This window comes from Bradyrhizobium hereditatis, assembly GCF_020329435.1.
Lineage (GTDB): Bacteria > Pseudomonadota > Alphaproteobacteria > Rhizobiales > Xanthobacteraceae > Bradyrhizobium > Bradyrhizobium hereditatis.
On sequence record NZ_JAGKJK010000006.1, the window covers coordinates 173826 to 192272 of the forward strand.

An 18447-nucleotide genomic window follows, 5' to 3' on the forward strand; every position below is an offset into this window, starting at 1 on the left:
GCGATGGCTGGCGCCGCCACCTGCTCGTATCGGACGGCTGGGGTAGACATCAAGGACGTGATGGCGCGATGACCGCAATTCTCGAAATGCGCGGCGTGAGCAAGAGCTTTGCCGGCGTTCAGGCTCTGCGCGACGTCAACTTCGCGGTAGAGGCCGGGCGGATCCACGCGCTGGTCGGCGAGAACGGCGCCGGCAAGTCGACCCTGATGAAGGTTCTCAGCGGAGTCTATCCCTACGGCGACTATGAAGGCAGCATCATCTTCGATGGCGAGGAGCGGCGCTTCCGCGACGTCAATGATTCCGAAGCGCTCGGCATCATCATCATTCACCAGGAACTGGCGCTGATCCCTCTGATGTCGATCGCGGAGAACATCTTCCTGTCTCATCCACCGTCGCGCTTCGGTGTCATCGACCGCGACACCGTCTACCGCCGGACCCAGGAGCTGCTGGCGCAGGTCGGTCTCACCGAAATGCCCGACACGCTGGTGACGGACCTCGGCGTCGGCAAGCAGCAACTGGTTGAAATCGCCAAGGCGCTGTCCAAACGGGTGCGGCTCTTGATCCTTGACGAGCCGACCGCCAGCCTGAACGAGCACGACAGCGCCGCGCTGCTGGATCGCCTGCTGGCGTTCCGCGCGCAGGGCATCGCCTCGATTCTGATTTCGCACAAGCTGTCGGAAGTCGCCCGCGTCGCGGACCGGATCACGGTGCTGCGCGACGGCCGCACGGTCGACAGCATCGATTGCCGGGCCGAGCCGGTGGAGGAGGACCGGATCATCCGCAGCATGGTCGATCGCGACCTTGCCCATCGCTTCCCGGAGCGCGCTGCCACGATCGGCGAGCCGGTGTTCTCCGTCCAGAACTGGACGGTGCATCATCCGCAGCACAGGGAACGGCAGGTTATCAAGGGCGTGAATTTCGAAGTCCGGCGCGGCGAGGTGGTCGGGATTGCCGGGCTGATGGGCGCCGGCCGCACCGAATTCGCCATGAGCCTGTTCGGCCACGCCTGGGGCGAGCGGATCAGCGGCCGCGTCTGGATCGACGGCAAAGAAGTGAATCTGTCGAGCGTGGCGGCAGCGATCGATGCCGGCCTTGCTTACGTCACCGAGGATCGCAAGGAGCTCGGCCTGATCCTCGACAGCGACGTCCGCAAGAACATCACGCTGGCCAGTCTTGGCCGCGTGGCGAAGCAGGGCGTCATCGACGACATATCCGAGCTGCGCGTTGCCAGCGACTACCGCAACCGGATGCGGATTCGCTGCTCCGACGTCTATCAGGAGACCGGCCAGCTTTCCGGCGGCAACCAGCAGAAGGTGGTGCTGTCAAAATGGCTGATGACCGATCCGAAGGTATTATTCCTCGACGAGCCGACCCGCGGCATCGATGTCGGGGCAAAATACGAAATCTATTGTATCATCAACGAGCTTGCCGAGGCAGGCAAAGGGGTGGTGATGATCTCGTCGGAAATGCCGGAGCTGCTCGGCGTCTGCGACCGCATCTGCGTGATGAACGACGGCGCCTTTGTCGGTGAATTCGCAGCCACTGAGGCGACCCAGGAAAGGATCATGCGCGCCATCATGCGCAACAAGAGTGTAGCTAAGAAGGAACTCGAGGGAGGACTGCAACGATGACCGACAAGACGGTTACGCTCCCAAAACCTTCGCACACCGGCTTCATCAAGAACAATCTGCGCAATTACGGCATGCTGCTGTCGCTGTTTGCGATCATGCTGTTCTTCCAGATCATGACCGACGGCACGCTGCTGCAGCCGCTGAATCTCACCAATCTGGTGCTGCAGAACAGCTACATCGTGATCATGGCGCTCGGCATGCTCCTGATCATCGTCACTGGTCACATCGACCTGTCGGTCGGCTCGGTCGCGGGCTTCGTGGGCGCCGTCGCGGCCGTGTTGATGGTGCGCTACCAGATCGACTATCCGGTAGCCTTCATCGCCTGTCTGCTGGTTGGCGCCCTGATCGGCGCCGCGCAGGGCTATTGGGTTGCCTATTTCAAGATCCCGTCATTCATCGTGACGCTGGCCGGCATGTTGGTGTTCAAGGGCTTGGCGCTTGCCATCCTGGCGGGACAGTCGGTCGGGCCGTTTCCGCCGACCTTCCAGAAATTGTCCTCGGGCTTCATTCCCGAACTGTTTCCCGGCGCCGGCACTCTCTATCCGACGTCGCTGTTGATCGGCGCCGCATTGGCGGTGGCGCTGGTCTATACCAGCGCCAAGAGCCGGGCGCGGCAGGCCTCGCACGGCATCGAGGTCGAGCCGTTTGCGTTCTTCGTCGCCAAGAGCGCGGTGCTGTTCGCCGTGATCGTGTTCTTCGCCGGCCTGATCGCCTCGCATCGCGGCCTGCCCAACGTGCTCGTGATCATGACCGCGCTGATTGCGCTCTATGGCTTCGTCACCACCCGCACCGTCATCGGCCGCCACATCTATGCGATCGGCGGCAACGCCCGAGCCGCTAGTCTATCCGGCATCAAGACCGAGCGGCTGACGTTTCTGACCTTCGTCAATATGGGGGTGCTGGCGGCGCTCGCCGGTCTCGTGTTCGCCGCGCGGCTCAATACGGCAACGCCGAAGGCCGGCGCCGGCTTCGAGCTCGACGTCATCGCGGCCTGTTTCATCGGTGGCGCGTCCGCCTATGGCGGCGTCGGTAAAGTCGGCGGCGCGGTGATCGGGGCCATGATCATGGGCGTCATGAACAACGGCATGTCGATCCTTGGCATCGGCATCGACTACCAGCAGGTGATCAAGGGCCTAGTGCTGCTCGGCGCCGTCTGCCTCGACGTCTACAACCAGCGGCGCTAGGCGGACCTACTATTACCGTCATCCTGAGGCGCGCGAAGCGCGTCTCGAAGCATGCACGGCCCGGCCGGTGGCCGTCGCCCTTCGAGACCGCCGCCTTGCGGCGTCCTCAGGGTGACGGATCACAAGACTTGCTTCATCAGGCTCTACGCGGCCGCCAACTCGCGCTTGACGAACTCGCTCGTCTCAAGACGTGCGACAAGCGCCGCCAGCTCTTCGGTCTCGGCCGGCGTCAGATCCGTCAGCGGCGAACGGACATGGCCGCTGTCGCGACCGATCACCTTCATGCCGGCCTTGATGATTGAAACTGCATAGCCACGCTTGCGATTGCGGATCGCGATCAGGGGCAGGATGAAATCGCGCAAGCCCGCCTGCACCGTCTCCCGGTCACGGCGCCGCACGGCCGCGTAAAATTTGGTCGAGAACTCCGGGACGAAGTTGAATACGGCCGAGGAATAGGTGGTGACGCCCATTTCCAGATAGGGCAGTGCAAAGGTCTCGGCCGTCGGCAGTCCGCCGATATAAGTCAGCCGGTCGCCCATGCGCAAATGGATGCGGGTCATCAGCTCGATATCGCCGATGCCGTCCTTGTAGCCGACCAGGTTGGGGCAGCGCTGGCAAAGTCTTTCCAGCGTGTCCTCGTTGAGGATCGCGTTGTCGCGGTTGTAGACGATGACGCCGAGCTTGGTGGCGTTGCACACCGCCTCGATATGGGCCGCCAATCCCTCCTGTTCGGAGAAAACCAGGTAGGGCGGCAGCAGCAGCACGCCGTCGGCGCCGGCACCTTCGGCCGCGATGGCAAGTTGCGTCGCGATCGCCGTGCCGTGGCCGATACCGGCGAGGACCGGCACGCGTCCCTTGGTCTCGGCAACCGCGGTTGACACCACCTTCAGGACCTCGGCGGGACTGAGCGAGAAGAACTCGCCGGTGCCGCCGGCGGCAAACAGTCCCGCCACCTCATAACTGCAGAGCCAGTCGAGATTGGAGCGGTAGCGAGCCTCGTCGAATGCATTGTCGGGCCGAAACGGCGTGACGGGAAACGACAGCAGGCCATCACCGATCCGGCTGGCCATCTCCCTCGGAGTCATCCTACTCATGCTTTGATCCTTCAGCGGCTTACGCCGATGGATTAATGCAAGACTGTCGCTGACGGAGACTAATCACTGTATCGATCGATCCATTGATTGGATCGAGCCAGCCTGGCCGGCAAGGGTGCGGGCGATACCGGAAATGACGGGAAGAAGCGGGTTGTCGTTGTCATTGCGCCAGACAAAGAACAGCTCAGCCGGTCGCTGCCACTGCATCAGGACGGGTCGCAGCACCAATCCGCTAAAGCGGAGATTTTGCGCGGCCTCCGGGACCAGCGCCACGCCGACGCCGGAATGCACCATGGCGAGGATGGAATGGATCTGGGCGAGGTGGTGCGCGTAGTTCGGCACCAGGCTTGCGCGCGAAAACAGCTCGATCAAGAGATCGTGGAAATAGCGGGCCTCATAGGGCTCGTACATGATGAAGGGTTCGCTCGCGAGATCCTCCAGATGCAATTCGGCGGCCTGCGCCAAAGGATGGCCGCTCGGCAGCGCCGCTAACAGAGGCTCTGCGGTGACGCGGAAAGCACCGAGACTGCCGCGCGGAATTGGCGGGCGGAGCAGGCCGATATCAATCTCGCCGGAATCGAGCCGTTTGAGCTGATCGCTGGAGACCATCTCCTTCAGCGATATCTCGACGTCGGGCAGTTCGCGCCGGCACGCCGCAACCAGCGCCGGCACGTAGCTATAGGCCGACGTCGCCGTGAAGCCGACATTGATCGAGCCGGCCTTGCCTTTGGCCATCCGCCGCGCGAGCACGGCCGCGCTTTCGGCGAGCTTAAGGAGATGCCGCGCATCGGTCAGGAAACGCTCCCCCGCGGGCGTCAACCTGACGGCAGGTTGCTGCGTTCCAACAGGGTCACATCGAGGACGCGTTCGAGAATCTGGATCTGGCGGCTGAGCGGCGGCTGCGTCATGTTCAGCCGCTGCGCGGCGCGCCCGAAATGCAGTTCTTCTGCAACTGCAACAAAGCAGCGCAACTGGCTCAGCTCAAACATGAAATCTGTATTTTCAACCTGAGACGAAGGGCCGGTGACCGGCCGGATGTCCGACTTCTACCGGCTGAAGCGCGGCCGATCCATCCAAAAAAGGTATCGACCTATCCGCAGACTAGTTCATAGGCCACCCTGCGCATGACCTATCATTCCTTCCCAACGCTGCCTCGAAGGTCTGCAGCCTGCCGGTGAAAACGGCGGGATCGCGCTGAATTGCGCTTTGAAACGGAGGAACGACCGATGTCTATGCCATCTCTCGCCCGGGCGATTGCCGCCGCTGTCCTTGCGGTGTGCGCCTTGGCGCCAAGCGGAGCCAGCGCTCAGAATTTTGAGCGGCCCGTGCGGCTGATCGTTCCGTTCGCTCCCGGCGGCACCTCGGACATTTTGGCGCGCCTGATCAGCCCAAAACTATCCGCCGCCATCGGTCAGTCGGTCGTGGTCGAGAACAAGCCGGGCGCAGCGGGCAATCTCGGGGCCGACGCCGTCGCCAAGGCGCAGCCCGACGGCCACACCCTGTTGCTGATGGATGTCGGATCGCTGGCAACGGCGCCCAGCCTGTTTTCCGATCTCACGTTCGATGTTCAGAAGGACCTTGCGCCCATTTCCATGGTGATGTTCGGCCCCTACGTCCTGGCCGTCCATGAATCGGTCCCGGCGAAGACGTCCAAGGAACTGATCGAATACGCCAAGGCCAATCCGAACAAGCTCACGGTTGCCAATTCCGGCGTCGGCGGCGCCAATCATATCACCGCCGTGGTGATGGCGAAGGAACTGGGAATTCAGTGGAAGAACGTTCCCTACAAGGGCGGGGCGGCCGCCTCGCGCGCCGTGGTGTCCGGGGAGAGCGGCGTGATCATCAACGGCGCGGCTGCGACGATGCCCTTTGTGACAAACAAGCAGCTTGTCGGACTTGCCGTCACCGGCGAGCAGCGTATTACCTCGGCTCCCGATCTGCCGACTTTCAAGGAGGCGGGCCTGCCCGGCGGCGACGCCGGGACCTGGCAGGGCATCCTTACCACCGGCGGCACGCCGCCCGCGACGGTCGCGCGGTTGAACGCCGAGATTCGCAAGATCCTGGAGCTGCCTGAAATCCAGCAGAAGATCGCCGAACAGGGCGGCGTCGTGCGCGCCCAATCGCCGGAGGAGTTCCGCAACTGGCTCAAGGATGCGACGGATCGCTGGGGCACGATCATCCGCGAGGCTGGCATCAAGGGCAGCTGAAAGCAGGATGATGACGCGCTTCCGGATCGACCTGCAGGATCTGCTCTTCGGCCTATTCCTCGTCGCGATCGCGGCCGGTACCCTCGTCGCTACCCGCAACCTGACGGTCGGCCACGCCGCGGATATGGGGCCGGGCTACATGCCTCGCGTCGTCGCACTTACGCTGATGGGCTTCGGCCTGTTCTTTACCGGGCGCGGGCTGTGGCACGCGCGCCGCGGCATCGCGGCCGTGCAGGTGCGGCCGCTGCTCGCGATCCTGGCCTCTGTCGGGGTGTTCGCGCTGACGGCCGAGCGGCTGGGTCTGGCCATCGCTTCCGTCGTCACTGTGATCCTCGCCAGCTTTGCGACGCGGGAGGGACGGCTCGTCGAGACCGTCGCGTTTGCCGTCTTGCTTGCAGGCGCCGCGGTCCTTCTATTCGTCAAGTTGCTGGGCTTGCCGATCCCGATCTGGCCCCGCTAGGGCGGCGCGCTTCGCAGGCACACGCAAATGGATCTCTTCAGCAATCTCCTGATGGGCCTTTCGACGGCCCTCGAACTCAACAATTTGCTATTCTGTCTGATCGGCGTGGTGATCGGCACCGCGATCGGCGTGCTGCCCGGCATCGGCCCGATTCCAACGGTGGCGTTGCTGCTGCCCTTTACCTTTGGCCTGCCGCCTCCCAGCGCCATGATCATGCTGGCCGGCATCTTCTACGGCGCGCAGTATGGCGGCTCGACCACCGCCATCCTGGTCAATGTGCCAGGCGAGACGTCATCGGTCGTCACCTGCATTGACGGTCACGAGATGGCCAAGCAGGGCAGGGCCGGAACCGCGCTCGCCATTGCCGCCATCGCCTCCTTCTTCGCCGGCACGATGGCGACGATCGTGATCGCGGCGCTCAGCGTGCCGTTATCGATCCTGGCGCTCAAATTCACCGCAGTCGAATATTTCAGTCTGCTCGTGCTCGGCCTGATCGCTGCGGTGGTGCTGGCGCATGGTTCGGTCGCCAAGTCGTTGGCGATGGTGCTGCTCGGCTTGTTGCTCGGTCTCGTCGGGATCGATGTCTCCTCGGGCGTTGCGCGCATGACCTTCGGCATTGCCGCGTTGTCTGACGGTCTTGATTTCGTGCCGATCGCGATGGGCCTGTTCGGGCTCGGTGAGATCATCGCCAATCTGGAGCGAGCGGCCGAACGGCGCGTCGTCGGCCAGTCGATCCGCAGCCTCATTCCGAGCCGCGCGGACTTGCGCGCTGCCTTTCCGGCGATCGTGCGCGGCACCGCACTGGGCTCGGTGCTGGGCGTGCTGCCCGGCGGCGGCGCGGCGCTACCGCCGTTCTCCTCCTACGCGCTGGAGAAGAAGGTTGCGCGCGATCCCTCGCGCTTCGGCAAGGGCGCGATCGAGGGCGTTGCCGGGCCGGAGGCTGCCAACAATGCCGGCGCCCAGACCAGCTTCATTCCGCTCCTGACGCTCGGCATTCCCGCCAACGCGCTGATGGCGCTGATGATCGGGGCGTTGATGATGCAGGGCATCCAGCCCGGACCGCAGATCATGACCGAGCAGCCCAAGCTAGTGTGGGGCGTGATTGCCAGCATGTGGGTCGGTAATCTGATGCTGCTGGTAATCAACCTCCCGTTGATCGGCCTGTGGGTCTCGATGCTGAAAATCCCTTATCGGCTGCTGTTTCCTGCCATCGTCCTGTTCTGCTGCATCGGCACCTATGGCATCGCGAACAGCCTGTTCAATGTATGGTTGATGATGGGATGCGCCCTAATCGGCTACTTCTTCATCAAGATCGGCGTCGAGCCGGCGCCGCTGCTGCTCGGTCTCGTGCTCGGCCCGCAGCTGGAGGAGAACTTCCGGCGCGCGATGTTGATCGCGGACGGCGATTTCACCGTCTTCCTGTCGCGGCCGATCAGCGCGGTCATTCTCGGCGTCGTCGCCATTCTGTTGCTGGCAATGCTGTCGCCGGAAATCGTGAGGACGCGGAAGGAAGCGCTCGCGGAGTGAGTGCTGCTGACGGTGGCGAGTCAGCCTGACGGAGAATGCAGGCAGTCGCCAGAGCGCGGTTTGCTTCCGCGCTTGTCGGCCGGCACATTGCAATTGTCGATCCGTTGTTCGTCCATCCATTTCCTGCCCATGCGTTCTTTTCCGGTTAGTGACGGCTCGTTGACGGGCACAGCCGTTTCCGCGCCAGGCGCGGTTTGGTCAGGCTGCCTGTCTTGCGCAAAAGCCACCGATACAATGCAGAGCACGAAAAGAAAGCTGACCAACCTCAACTGAATCAGTTCCATAGCGGACCTCGCCAAAAGAGTTCGGGCGCAAGATTAAACCTTTCGAGATTCGCGTAGCCACCCGGAACCTGCGAGCAACAGGTCGGTTGCCTCTCACGAAGAAAAGGAGAGCTACATGAAGATGAAACGACTCATTCTTGCTGGTTGCTCCGTCCTGGTCCTGAGCACCGGCGCAGCACTGGCAGGTCCGTGCGACACAGGTCGCGCTGCCAACCTGAAGGATGCAGGTGCTGGACCCGCCCGCATGGGCGAGAGCCAGACGACGGGCATGGCCAGTCAACATCCGCCGACCGAAACAATGAACCGATCGAGCGGCGAAGTCGCGGCATCTTCGCAGGATACGCAGCGTCAGATGCAGGGACAGCCTACCGCTGCGCAGCAGGCCGAAGGTACCAAGGGTGACGAGAAGACTGCGGAAGCAGAAGCAGATAAGGATTGCTGAGACACGAAGTTGAAGCGGCGTCGCACAGGCGGATTGACGCCATGCTGCGTCGATCCGCCGCCTAGTTCTTCTTGTCCAAGAGCGAAGTAGGCTTGCCCAAGAGGGAAGTGTCTGGGTGTCAGGTGTGCGGATCGCTGCAGGATCGATGTTCCGAGCTTGCGCTACGTTCGGGGGCAACCTAGTTTTGATGCGGCACGAGCATCGTGCCAACACCGCTTGGGAGGACCCTGATGAGTTGGAAGACTCCGAAGATTGTGGAAGTGCCGGTGGGCATGGAAATCAACATGTACGCCTGCGCGGCGCGTAAATAACGCGTCGAAACGGTCTTGTCCGGCTCCGGCAACGGCCTGTTGCCGTGGGCCGGGCAAGCTGTATGGCCTTCGGGAAAGTTTTCCACTGTTTGTTGCATCCGCAAGCGCACATCCCGCTGCATTGCGCAGTCCTACCCATATTTCATCCATTTCCAAGCCTCGCCGACGGTCCCTGCATCATGCTAGGGTGCGTTCTCGGCTGATCCGTTCAACCCCTCATGACCTGCTGAAGACGAATGTCAACGCGTGCAAAGACCTTCCAAATGACGGTTGTGTCTCTTGTTGCGCTGCTACCGGGATGTGCTGACGCCGAGGGCTTCGACACCGAGCACATCTTTGCCTTCATGATCGGCGCCGATGTCGGCACGGTCGGCGAGCGGGAGTTTCAAACCGAAACGACCGGCCGCTTCGGCAGAAGCGGCGGCACCTATCGGGCGATCGGCCACGAGTTCGAGCTGGAATTCGTTCCAGTCCGGAATTTCCGCGTGGAAGTGGGCAGCACGTTTGCGTCGCATCTGATCAGCGGCGTGCCGGGTCTGGACGATCAGCGCCGGCTGTCATGGCAGGGGGCGTCGATCGACTTTCGCTACCGCTTTCTCAATCGGGAAACCGCGCCATTCGGGCTCACCTTCGCGACGGAAGTGCATGGACATCGCGTCGATGAGACGACGGCTGAAGCGGTCCGGAGCCTCGGGACCGAATTCAGGCTCGCGTTCGATCGCGAGCTCGTGCCGGATCGGATCATCGCCGCGTTCAACCTGCTCTATGAGTCGGAATGGACGCGCGTTGTCGGCGGTGGCGTGATGGAGAGGGATTCCACCGCAGGCGCGGCACTCGGCATGCTGGCCCAGGTGCGCCCGGGCTTCCTCCTCGGCGGCGAGGCGCGATATCTTCGCAAGTACGAAGGGATTGGTTTGGAGGAGCTTGCGGGGCAGGCGCTGTTTGTCGGCCCAACAGCCTTTTTCCAGCTCTCCAAGGGCTCGCGGCTTACCGCCAGCTGGAGCATTCAGGCGTGGGGGCGTCCGGCGGGGTCAATTGCCAGCCTTGATCTCGTCAATTTCGACCGCCATCAGGCCCGGCTGGTATTTGGCGTCAATTTTTAGGGCCGTGGCTGAACGGCCCAGGTTCCGGCGTTTCACGGTGTAGTGAAACCATACATCACTCGTTGCCGTAGCTCTTTGCGTTATCCTATTCGGGAACAATGGAAGGGATATCGAGCATGAATGCGATAGATTTGGTCGTGACCGTCTGTGCGGTGCTCTCGCCGACCACCTGCGAGGAAACCCATCTGGTCTTTTCTTCGAATGTTTCGTTGCAGCAATGCGCCATGGCCGCGCCGCCGTATATTGCGCAGTGGGTGGGTGAGCATCCGAAATGGACCGCGGTCAAATGGCGATGCGAATATCCCCGTCACAACCAGAAGGCCTCCGCTGAGCCTGTCTGGTCCGTGGCCTGAGTGTGGCTTGCAGCGCAGCTATTTGTTGCAATCCTTCAGATCCTTGTCCGCAATTGAAAACACGGCATCGGCCTTGATCTCGATGTCGCGAACGAAGCAGTGCCTGGCGCCGCTATAGCCGACCCTGGCGTCATAGCGTCCCGGCTGTACGCCCGTGATGCGCAGGCGTTCGTCGTGGTCGACTTCCTTGTCCTTGTCATTCAGGGTCAGGTTAGGGCCCCAATCGTTCTTTCCGGGCGGGGAAAGCTGAAATTCCGAAATGGTCGCGGTGGTGAGATTCCATAGTCGGATCCCTTTTCCCTGCGCGGCCACTTCATTGGCGCTCGTTGACAGCAGTGCCACCAAAGCAAGCATCCATCGCATCGGATCATCCTTCCATTGCGGAGCGGCTTCGCGAACCGGTATCCACTTCGCTCGCAAACGCTATAGCCGTCATTGCCTGATCAGACGGTCTCGATTTCTTATCTTATCGAAATTTTTCGCCCGATCGAGACCGATGGGAGCGAGCAGTCGGGTCGTATCGAGATCGGCACCATCGAAGTCGGTGTCGATGACGGTGACGCCGCTCAGGTCGGCTCCACCGAGCTGGGCGCCCTTAAGGGAAGCACCGGTCAGGTCACCGCCCTTCAGCACGGCAAATTCGAGATCGACCCGCGACAGGTCGGCGCCTCGGGCGTTCAGCCGTTCCAGATTGGCGGACCTCAGCACCGCGCGCATCAAACCCATCGACTGGTTGCGCATGTCGGCGCCGAGATTTGCCCCCGAGATCGAAGCACCGACAAGGGTCGCGCCGGTGAGATCGGCAGCGACGCGTGCTCCCGAAAGATCGGCGCCATCGAGGCGGGCGCGCACCATCTGCGAAGCGAACAGGTTTGCTCCCTTCAGGCTTGTCCCAGTCAGGTCCGCTTCCAATAGCCATGCCTGGTCGAGGATGGCACGGTCGAGTTTGGCGCCGGCAAGTTTCGTCCTGTTGAGCTTGGCGGCGCGGAAAATCGCGTTCGATAGATCGAGCGCGGAGAGGTCGAGCCCGGATAACCGCTTTCCGGTGAAATCGGCCGGCGCGGCAGCAGTTGCCGCGCTCAATGCAGCCTCGACCTCGCTGCGCGTCATTTCGGCCGAGGTCATATCTGACGACGACAGGTCAACATGACGCATCATGTCCTGCGCTGCGGCCGACGTGGTCACGAGAGCAAGACCGAGCACTGCAATTCCGATCGAGCGTTTCATCGTCAACCCCAACCGATGACGTATCTTAGCACCGGTCCCAGGCACTGCCTATAAGGCAGCCTGCTTGGTGGGATCGCCATTGATCCGCCGCATGATATCCGCCTTGATCGCGGCGGTCTCGGCGTCACCGCGCGTGCTTCGCGGTGTACGGATAGGCAGGTCGGCGAGGATCCGGGCCGGGCGCGGCGACAGCAGGATTACGCGATCGCCAAGACGGACCGCGTCGTCCATGTCATGGGTGACCAGCAGCGTTATCATGGAACGGCCTTCCACCAACGTAGCAATCTCATCGCGCAGGCGGGCGGCGAGAGCGACATCGAGGGAGGCGAGCGGTTCGTCGAGAATGAGGAAATCCGGCTCGACGGCAAAAGCGCGGGCGAGGGCAACGCGCCGGGCGAGGCCGAGCGATAACTCGCCGGGGAAGTGGTTGCGGTGCGCCTTCAGCTCCAGGATATCGAAGAGAGCTGAAAGCTTCGCTTCATCGGCCAGAGGCGCGGCAATCCGCACGTTTTCCTCGACCGATCGCCACGGCAGCAGTCGCGGCTCCTGGAACACAAAGCCGATCCGCGCGCTGACGGGACGCGAGACGCGTCCCTGAAAGTCGTGGTCAAGGCCGGCGAGAATCCGCAGCATCGTGCTCTTGCCGCAGCCGGATGGACCGACCAACACGCCCACCTCTCCCGCATCGAGCGCAAAAGACACACCGCCGATCACGTCGTGCTGTTCGCCCGCCGCACTCTCAAATTTCTTGCTGGTGATATCGACCTCAAGCCGCACGGGGACGCCACCGGGATAGCCGGGCCTCAAATGGCTGCACCAGCAAAGTTTCAATGACGAGCACAACCGCCGCGAAGCTCAGTGAATAGGCAAGCAAAAGCGGAATATCGAACAGTTGGAACGCCACGCCGATCTCGAAACCAACACCATTTGGACGTCCGAGCAATTCCGCAACAAGAACGATCTTCCAGACCAGCGAAAGTCCGGAGCGGGCTGCCGCTGCGATATAGGGCGACAGTTGCGGCAAAACGACGTGTCGGAGTTTGCTCCAGGGCGGCATCGCAAACACTGTCGCCATTTCGTCAAGCGCCGCGTCGAGGGCACGCGCCCCCTCGCGCAGCGTGACGACAGCGGTTGGGAGCTTGTTGATGGCAATGGCTGCAATGGCGGCGACTTCAGTTAATCCGGCCCAGATGTAAGCGAGCACGATGACTACCAGCGCCGGCAGATTGAGCAGCAGGATCAGCCACGGATCGCCCAGCCGGTCGGCAAGCCGCACCCGGCCCATCAGGTATCCGATGGCAGCGCCCAGCGTCATCGCCAGCGTGAAGGCGAGCGTCACACGCGCCAATGTCGCGCCGAGATGAAAGAACAGGTCGCCGGACCTGGCTTCCGCAATCATGACCGTGAGCACGGCAGGAGGAGATGGCAGCTTCACGTCACCGGCAAACAGCGAGCCGATCCACCAGACTGCGAGGAACAGGGCGAATGACAAGAGACGCGGCACCTTAGCCTCCCGGTATCGCGTGATAGAATGTTCCGGAAACGAGTTCAGGCGCGGGTCCGACAAGCTCGTGGCCGCCGATTTGAGCCAGCACGCGGTAGAGGACGCGCGCGTCGGCTTCCTCGTCAGCGACCTGGCGACGCGGGATTCCCTCCCGGTAGCGATCGCGATAAGCACGCAGCGTTGCGGCGTCGGGAGCACCGGTCAGCGGCGCGATTTTCTCCCATTCTGCATCCGAGGTCGCCAGGATCTCTTTCGCCTTGCGGGTCATGGCAATGAATCGGGCGACCTTGTCCTGGTTCGCGTTCGCCCATTTTTCGTCGAAGACGTAACCGAGCATCGCGGTGCGGCCTTTGGCGCCGAGCTTCGGCAGCAGATCTTCAATGCCCGCGACGCGGCGGAACCCCTTCGCTTCCAGACTCGCGCAGAAATTCCAGTAGTTCACGGTCGCATCCATTTCGCCGCCCAGCATCTTCGCAGCCAATAGTGGCGGCGCGCCGTACGCAATTGTCGCGTCCGATTTCAGGTCGATGCCATCCTGCTTGAGCCACGCCAGCAGCAGCAGCCAGTTCTTGTCGATCGGGCCGCCGGCAACGGCGAGCTTGCGGCCCTTGAGATCGGCCAGCGTTCGGATGGGTGAGGAGGCCGGCACCATCACGGCGCCGAGCGCGCTCGAATAGGGATAGAACGTCAGTTGAGCGCCGAGCTTGCGCTCGCGCGACACCCAAAGCCAGTCGGTGACCACGATGTCGGCATTCCCGGAGCGAAGCGCGATCTTGCCGGCCTCGGGGCTCGCCAGTTCGAAAACCTGAACCGAGAGGTTGGCCTGCTTGTCAAGGCTGTGCGCGCGGATCACCGCAAGTTCCCAGGCGAACGTTCCAGTCTTCTGCACCGCAACACGCAAATCACCGGCGCTGCAGGACGTGCCGAGCGAGGCTGAAACAACCGCAGCAAGCAGCATGCGAATGAAATACTTCATGGGGGCCTTGAACCGTTTCCTTGAACCGTCTGCTTTTCAACGGATCAGTCATAGCATAGCTTGCACGGTTAGCCGCTGGAGGAAGACGATGATGCTTGCCGGATCGGTACGACGTATTGTCGCCGCATTGACGGCACTGCCGACGATGGCGGGGATCGCGCACGCCCAGGATCTCAACGACTACCCGACATCTGTGCGTGTCGAATATGTTTTCGGTTGCCTGAAGGCAAATGGCGAGACGCGGCAGGCGATCGCGCAATGCTCCTGTTCGATCGACGTTGTGGCTTCGCTCATGCCTTATGAGCGCTATGTCGCGGCCGAAACCGTGCTCAGTATGTCGCAGGTCCGGGGCGATATGGGCAGCCCGTTCCGCACATCCGAGCAGGCGTCAACTGCACTCAACGAGCTCAGACGCGCGCAGGCGGAAGCGGAAGTGCGCTGCTTCTGAAGGCGAACGGTCTTCGGCGACGTCGACTATCGGGCGCGAGGCGTTTCTTCTCGTGCCCCGGACGCAGCGCAGCACGCGGTGATGCGCTGCAGAGCCGGGGGCCCATATCTCGAGAGCCCCGAAATCCCCGATGAGTCCCGGCTCTGCGGAGCAACGTTGTCGCGCTGCACCGCGTCCGGGACACGGCTTCTACTTCATGTGCGGGATCAAGTTCCGGAATCGTCGACCTTCCATTCGCGCTGGAAGATGTGCCCCTCGGTGTCTTTTGCCTCGGCGCGCAACCGTTTCGCGCCATTCGACACATAGGTGAACCTGATATTGGGGTCTTCCGAAATCGAAATGCCGCCTTCCATCGTCAAGATCAGGCTGTCGTCCTGCCACAGCCGCAATTCGTTGATGAAGTACGCGGGGACGTAGAGCTGCGTCAGCTGGTCCATCTGCAGGCCGGAATTGTTGGGGTGCCCGATCATGATCTGGGCCTCGCGCACGCTGCTGGCGGAGCCTTCACCGGCCTTTGCGAATTGCCGGTAGCGCATCTGACCGAGCCTTCCTTTGGCCTCGTCGGCATTCTTCGCGGCAGGCGCCGAACAACCGCCCGACGCCTTCACATAGGTTTTCGCCATGTAAAGCTTGCCGTCACTGAGTTCGGCGACCGCGTGGACATCAGTGTAATTGTTGACGCGCACACGGGTGGAGATCTCGGACACTTTCGCGTCCGGTCCAAGCTGGAATTTTGCCGCCATCGGCGCAGGGTTCTGGTCGATCACCAGCGTAATGCTAAGCACCTGCCGGCTGTCGGCGGGCGGAAGCTTGGTTCGCAAAGTGACGGGGACGATGGCGGCATCCTCGGCGCGCGCAGGCATTTCGATACCGATGACATCGCTGCCGTCATTCATCGGACGGTTGCTGAAGATGTCCTGCACCAGACCAGGCCAGGGATCATTTGTCCCCGCCACAAGCGTTGGCGGCGTGCCGAGCATCAGCAAGCCGGCAAGGCCGAGCAAACGCAAAAGATATCCGGACATGGTCACCACCTTCACGACAGGGGCGCAACGACGGCAATATAGGTCAATGCGCGCGCTATTCCCATTCAATTTCCGAGAATGCTGCGGTTGCGTTGCGGGCGTTGAAATCGTCGAACAATTCCCATCGCGATCGCTCGGAGGCCGCGGCCTTTCCTGGCGCCGCCGCAATCGGCTCACCACGGGCGACGAGCCCGCGCACGTCTGCGGCCAGTGTTTCGAGATAACGGCGCTCGTCGGCGAGGGCGGCGGGCCAATCGCTCACCGGGCCGTGGCCGGGAACTACGCGCTGCGCGGGCAGGGCAGCGAGCTCGCCGATGACGCCGAGCCAGCCGCGGATGCTGCCGTCCAGCACGGGCGTGTGGGTCAGAAAAACCAGATCGCCTGCAAACAGGGTTCCGGATTTTTCATCGAACACAGTGAGATCGCAATCGCTATGGGCGGCAGGCCATGCCCGCACGATGAGGTTTCGTGCGCCGAGATCGAGATTGAGTGTACCGTTGACGAGCAACGTTGGCGGCACGATGCGTATTTCATCGATCAATTCATCGCCCATGCTGCGGCGAAACGCATCGAGATAGAACTGCCCGCGTGCGGCGAGCGTACGCGGCAGGTTCGCATGACCAACAAAGTTCGTTCCGTCCTGTACGAAGGCGCCGTTGCCGAAGATGTGATCGGGATGGCCATGGGTGTTGATAACGTAGCGGATCGGCTTGCTGGTTCGCGCGCGAATGGCGGCCATCAATCGCCGTCCTTCGCGGAGACTGCCGCCCGTATCGATCACCGCGACCGCGTCCTCGCCGACGATGAAGCCGACATTCGCAATCGCGCCATCGTTTTCGCGCGTCATCTGTGCGGTCTGGCCGGTATACACGAATACGCCATCCGCGACGGAATTGACGGGCAGCTCCCGTTGCTGGGCGAAGGCAGCTGTGGTCGTGGCGATCATCGCGAAGGCGGCAAGGATCCATGCGGGGTGAGCCATAATTCGGCCTTCGTCTCTTCGCGAAGCGCTGTGGGTAGTTCGATTGATCGCGGACTGCGTTTGCGTCGCAGCACGGACGGCGAGTTCGGCGGGATTATTCCTGTTGCGCGCCCCAATTGACAAGCATAGCATTTTGCTTGTCTGCGGCTTCAACGGAACTTCGTTCGTCGAGGTTGCCGATAGCCATTGCGACTTGGCAACAATAGCGAGCCGGAAGTGCAGCAGGTTTCGATGACATATGCCAGCCAGAAGCGCTGGCTGGCGATTTCAGCTTTGGTGATGCTCGCGGCGTTCTTCGGGAGCGACCCGGCGCGCGCGCAGATCAAGGAAGGCGGCGATCTGTCGATTGAGCTCGTGGATCCCAAGGTGTTGCGCGTCTGCGCCGATCCGCACAATTTGCCGTTCTCCAACGACAAGGGCGAAGGGTTCGAGAACAAGCTCGCGGAGCTGTTTGCCGAGAAGCTGCAGAAGAAATTGGACTACACGTATTTCCCGCAGGCGACAGGCTTCGTCCGGATGACACTTGGCGCCCATCGTTGCGACGTGATCATGGGCTTCCCACAAGGCGACGATCTTGTTCAGGGCACCAATCCCTATTACCGCACCGCCTACGCGCTGGTCGCCAAGAAAGGCAGTGGCCTCGAAGAAGTGACGACGCTGGAAGACGAGCGCTTGAAGAGCAAGCATATCGGCATCGTGGCCGGCACGCCGCCTGCGACGAACATGGCGGTCAACGGGTTGATGGCGAATGCCAGACCGTATCACCTGATGGTCGATACCCGCCTGGATTCGTCAGCGGAGGCCATGATTGCCGACCTGGTGTCCGGTAAGATCGACGCCGGCGTTCTCTGGGGACCGATGGCGGGCTTCTATGCGAAGAAGGCGAACCCGCCGCTCCATGTCACGCCACTGGTGAAGGAAAAGACGGGCCCGCGACTTGCGTTTCGTATCGGAATGGGGGTGCGGGGGGCCGACCAGAACTGGAAGCGGTTGCTCAATCGCCTGATCCAGGAAAACCAGCCCGCGATCAACAAGATACTGCTGGACTATGGCGTTCCCTTGCTCGACGAGAACGACCGGCCGATCGGCGCGGAGACGGCAACGAAATTGCAATGAAAGAAAAGCTCGCGGGCCTGATCCTTGCGGCGCTCTCGTTCATTGTCTCGGCCTCAGCGCAAGACAAACCTCCCGAACCCGACGGATATCGCATGGACGATTACCGTGCGCCGGTTCCTGCGACCCTCTCCGGCGTACGGGTTCTGACAACTGAGGAGGCCGAGAAGATCTGGCGCGCAAGGGCAGGCATCTTCCTCGACGTCATGCCTCGCGCGCCGAAGCCGCAAAATCTTCCCGCAGGCACAATCTGGCGCGACCAGCCGCGACTCAACATTCCCGGCAGCCTGTGGCTTCCGGATACCGGTTACGGAAAGCTCGCAGCCGCGACGGAGGACTATCTGAAGCGCGGGCTCGTTCGCGCGACGGCAGGTAATAGCGCCGCGCTCATCGTGGTCTATTGTCTGGCCGATTGCTGGATGTCCTGGAACGCGGCCAAGCGAATCCTGACCTACGGCTATTCCAACGTAGCGTGGTACCCCGAGGGAACCGACGGTTGGGAGCGCGCCGGCCTGGATTTGATGGAATCGCAGCCCGAACCGCGGATGATTGAGGAGACTTCGTCACCGCGTTAGC

At 62.1% G+C, this 18447-nt stretch carries 21 protein-coding genes and 1 pseudogene; 12 read left to right on the plus strand and 10 right to left on the minus strand.

Annotated features, from left to right (window positions below; genetic code table 11):
* The first annotated feature begins 68 nt into the window (after positions 1-68).
* A complete protein-coding gene (mmsA, locus tag J6524_RS16070; protein WP_225672148.1) occupies positions 69-1631 on the plus strand; it encodes a multiple monosaccharide ABC transporter ATP-binding protein in 1563 nt (520 codons plus the stop codon).
* Positions 1628-2815, plus strand: a complete 1188-nt coding sequence (mmsB, locus tag J6524_RS16075; protein ID WP_225672150.1) for a multiple monosaccharide ABC transporter permease — start codon at positions 1628-1630, stop codon at positions 2813-2815. The genes mmsA and mmsB overlap by 4 nt, the downstream gene beginning before the upstream one ends.
* Before the next feature lie 143 nt (positions 2816-2958).
* On the opposite strand, the gene kdgD is transcribed toward mmsB, so the two are convergent.
* Together kdgD and J6524_RS16085 are read right to left on the minus strand one after the other, a co-directional pair.
* Positions 2959-3909, minus strand: a complete 951-nt coding sequence (kdgD, locus tag J6524_RS16080; RefSeq protein ID WP_225672152.1) for a 5-dehydro-4-deoxyglucarate dehydratase — start codon at positions 3907-3909, stop codon at positions 2959-2961.
* Positions 3910-3972: 63 nt separating this feature from the next.
* A pseudogene (locus J6524_RS16085) lies at positions 3973-4898 on the minus strand (LysR family transcriptional regulator).
* Between the two features lie 237 nt (positions 4899-5135).
* Between J6524_RS16085 and J6524_RS16090 the strand changes: the two are divergent.
* The 3 genes from J6524_RS16090 to J6524_RS16100 are packed head-to-tail and all read left to right on the plus strand — an operon-like array spanning position 5136 to position 8103.
* On the plus strand, positions 5136-6116 hold the full coding sequence (locus tag J6524_RS16090; RefSeq protein ID WP_225672154.1) for a Bug family tripartite tricarboxylate transporter substrate binding protein: 981 nt from the start codon (positions 5136-5138) through the stop codon (positions 6114-6116).
* Between the two features lie 7 nt (positions 6117-6123).
* A complete protein-coding gene (locus J6524_RS16095) occupies positions 6124-6576 on the plus strand; it encodes a tripartite tricarboxylate transporter TctB family protein (protein WP_225672156.1) in 453 nt (150 codons plus the stop codon).
* A gap of 27 nt (positions 6577-6603) precedes the next feature.
* Entirely contained in the window at positions 6604-8103 is a 1500-nt protein-coding gene (locus J6524_RS16100; RefSeq protein ID WP_225672157.1) for a tripartite tricarboxylate transporter permease, read from the plus strand.
* A gap of 20 nt (positions 8104-8123) precedes the next feature.
* Here J6524_RS16100 and J6524_RS16105 read toward each other — a convergent pair whose 3' ends face one another.
* Positions 8124-8387, minus strand: a complete 264-nt coding sequence (locus J6524_RS16105) for a hypothetical protein (protein ID WP_225672159.1) — start codon at positions 8385-8387, stop codon at positions 8124-8126.
* Positions 8388-8502: 115 nt separating this feature from the next.
* Here J6524_RS16105 and J6524_RS16110 point away from each other — a divergent pair, with 115 nt between their 5' ends.
* The 4 genes from J6524_RS16110 (at position 8503) to J6524_RS16125 (ending at position 10596) form a co-directional block, all read left to right on the plus strand.
* On the plus strand, positions 8503-8829 hold the full coding sequence (locus J6524_RS16110; RefSeq protein WP_225672162.1) for a hypothetical protein: 327 nt from the start codon (positions 8503-8505) through the stop codon (positions 8827-8829).
* 230 nt (positions 8830-9059) lie between these two features.
* On the plus strand, positions 9060-9140 hold the full coding sequence (gene pqqA, locus J6524_RS16115; protein WP_072824652.1) for a pyrroloquinoline quinone precursor peptide PqqA: 81 nt from the start codon (positions 9060-9062) through the stop codon (positions 9138-9140).
* A gap of 263 nt (positions 9141-9403) precedes the next feature.
* On the plus strand, positions 9404-10243 hold the full coding sequence (locus tag J6524_RS16120) for a DUF6662 family protein (protein ID WP_512699566.1): 840 nt from the start codon (positions 9404-9406) through the stop codon (positions 10241-10243).
* Positions 10244-10359: 116 nt separating this feature from the next.
* Positions 10360-10596 carry a hypothetical protein gene (locus tag J6524_RS16125; protein WP_225672166.1) on the plus strand — a complete coding sequence of 79 codons (237 nt, stop codon included), beginning with the start codon at positions 10360-10362 and terminating at the stop codon, positions 10594-10596.
* A gap of 18 nt (positions 10597-10614) precedes the next feature.
* Here J6524_RS16125 and J6524_RS16130 read toward each other — a convergent pair whose 3' ends face one another.
* The 5 genes from J6524_RS16130 to J6524_RS16150 all read right to left on the minus strand — a co-directional run bounded on the left by J6524_RS16130 (position 10615) and on the right by J6524_RS16150 (position 14285).
* The gene (locus tag J6524_RS16130) at positions 10615-10959 is read right to left on the minus strand and encodes a hypothetical protein (protein ID WP_225672168.1); all 345 of its coding nucleotides are present in this window, start codon (positions 10957-10959) and stop codon (positions 10615-10617) included.
* A 69-nt stretch (positions 10960-11028) separates the two neighbouring features.
* Positions 11029-11823: a pentapeptide repeat-containing protein gene (locus J6524_RS16135; RefSeq protein WP_225672170.1), complete on the minus strand. Its 795-nt coding sequence runs from the start codon at positions 11821-11823 to the stop codon at positions 11029-11031.
* 48 nt (positions 11824-11871) lie between these two features.
* Positions 11872-12600 carry an ABC transporter ATP-binding protein gene (locus tag J6524_RS16140; protein WP_225672172.1) on the minus strand — a complete coding sequence of 243 codons (729 nt, stop codon included), beginning with the start codon at positions 12598-12600 and terminating at the stop codon, positions 11872-11874.
* A complete protein-coding gene (locus tag J6524_RS16145) occupies positions 12590-13327 on the minus strand; it encodes an ABC transporter permease (RefSeq protein WP_225672174.1) in 738 nt (245 codons plus the stop codon). Before J6524_RS16145 ends, J6524_RS16140 begins: the two co-directional genes overlap by 11 nt.
* A gap of 1 nt (position 13328) precedes the next feature.
* Entirely contained in the window at positions 13329-14285 is a 957-nt protein-coding gene (locus tag J6524_RS16150) for an ABC transporter substrate-binding protein (protein ID WP_225672573.1), read from the minus strand.
* Positions 14286-14391: 106 nt separating this feature from the next.
* Between J6524_RS16150 and J6524_RS16155 the strand changes: the two genes are divergently transcribed.
* A complete protein-coding gene (locus J6524_RS16155; RefSeq protein ID WP_376712030.1) occupies positions 14392-14751 on the plus strand; it encodes a hypothetical protein in 360 nt (119 codons plus the stop codon).
* A 206-nt stretch (positions 14752-14957) separates the two neighbouring features.
* Here J6524_RS16155 and J6524_RS16160 read toward each other — a convergent pair whose 3' ends face one another.
* Positions 14958-15776, minus strand: coding sequence for a quinoprotein dehydrogenase-associated SoxYZ-like carrier (locus J6524_RS16160; RefSeq protein WP_225672176.1), 819 nt, complete (start codon positions 15774-15776; stop codon positions 14958-14960).
* A gap of 55 nt (positions 15777-15831) precedes the next feature.
* A complete protein-coding gene (locus J6524_RS16165) occupies positions 15832-16722 on the minus strand; it encodes a quinoprotein relay system zinc metallohydrolase 2 (RefSeq protein ID WP_376712031.1) in 891 nt (296 codons plus the stop codon).
* Positions 16723-17037: 315 nt separating this feature from the next.
* Here J6524_RS16165 and J6524_RS16170 point away from each other — a divergent pair, with 315 nt between their 5' ends.
* Positions 17038-17874 (plus strand): substrate-binding domain-containing protein, encoded by an 837-nt coding sequence (locus J6524_RS16170; protein WP_376712032.1) that lies wholly within the window; start codon positions 17038-17040, stop codon positions 17872-17874.
* The gene (locus tag J6524_RS16175) at positions 17871-18446 is read left to right on the plus strand and encodes a PQQ-dependent catabolism-associated CXXCW motif protein (protein WP_225672182.1); all 576 of its coding nucleotides are present in this window, start codon (positions 17871-17873) and stop codon (positions 18444-18446) included. The genes J6524_RS16170 and J6524_RS16175 overlap by 4 nt, the downstream gene beginning before the upstream one ends.
* Position 18447: the final 1 nt, after the last annotated feature.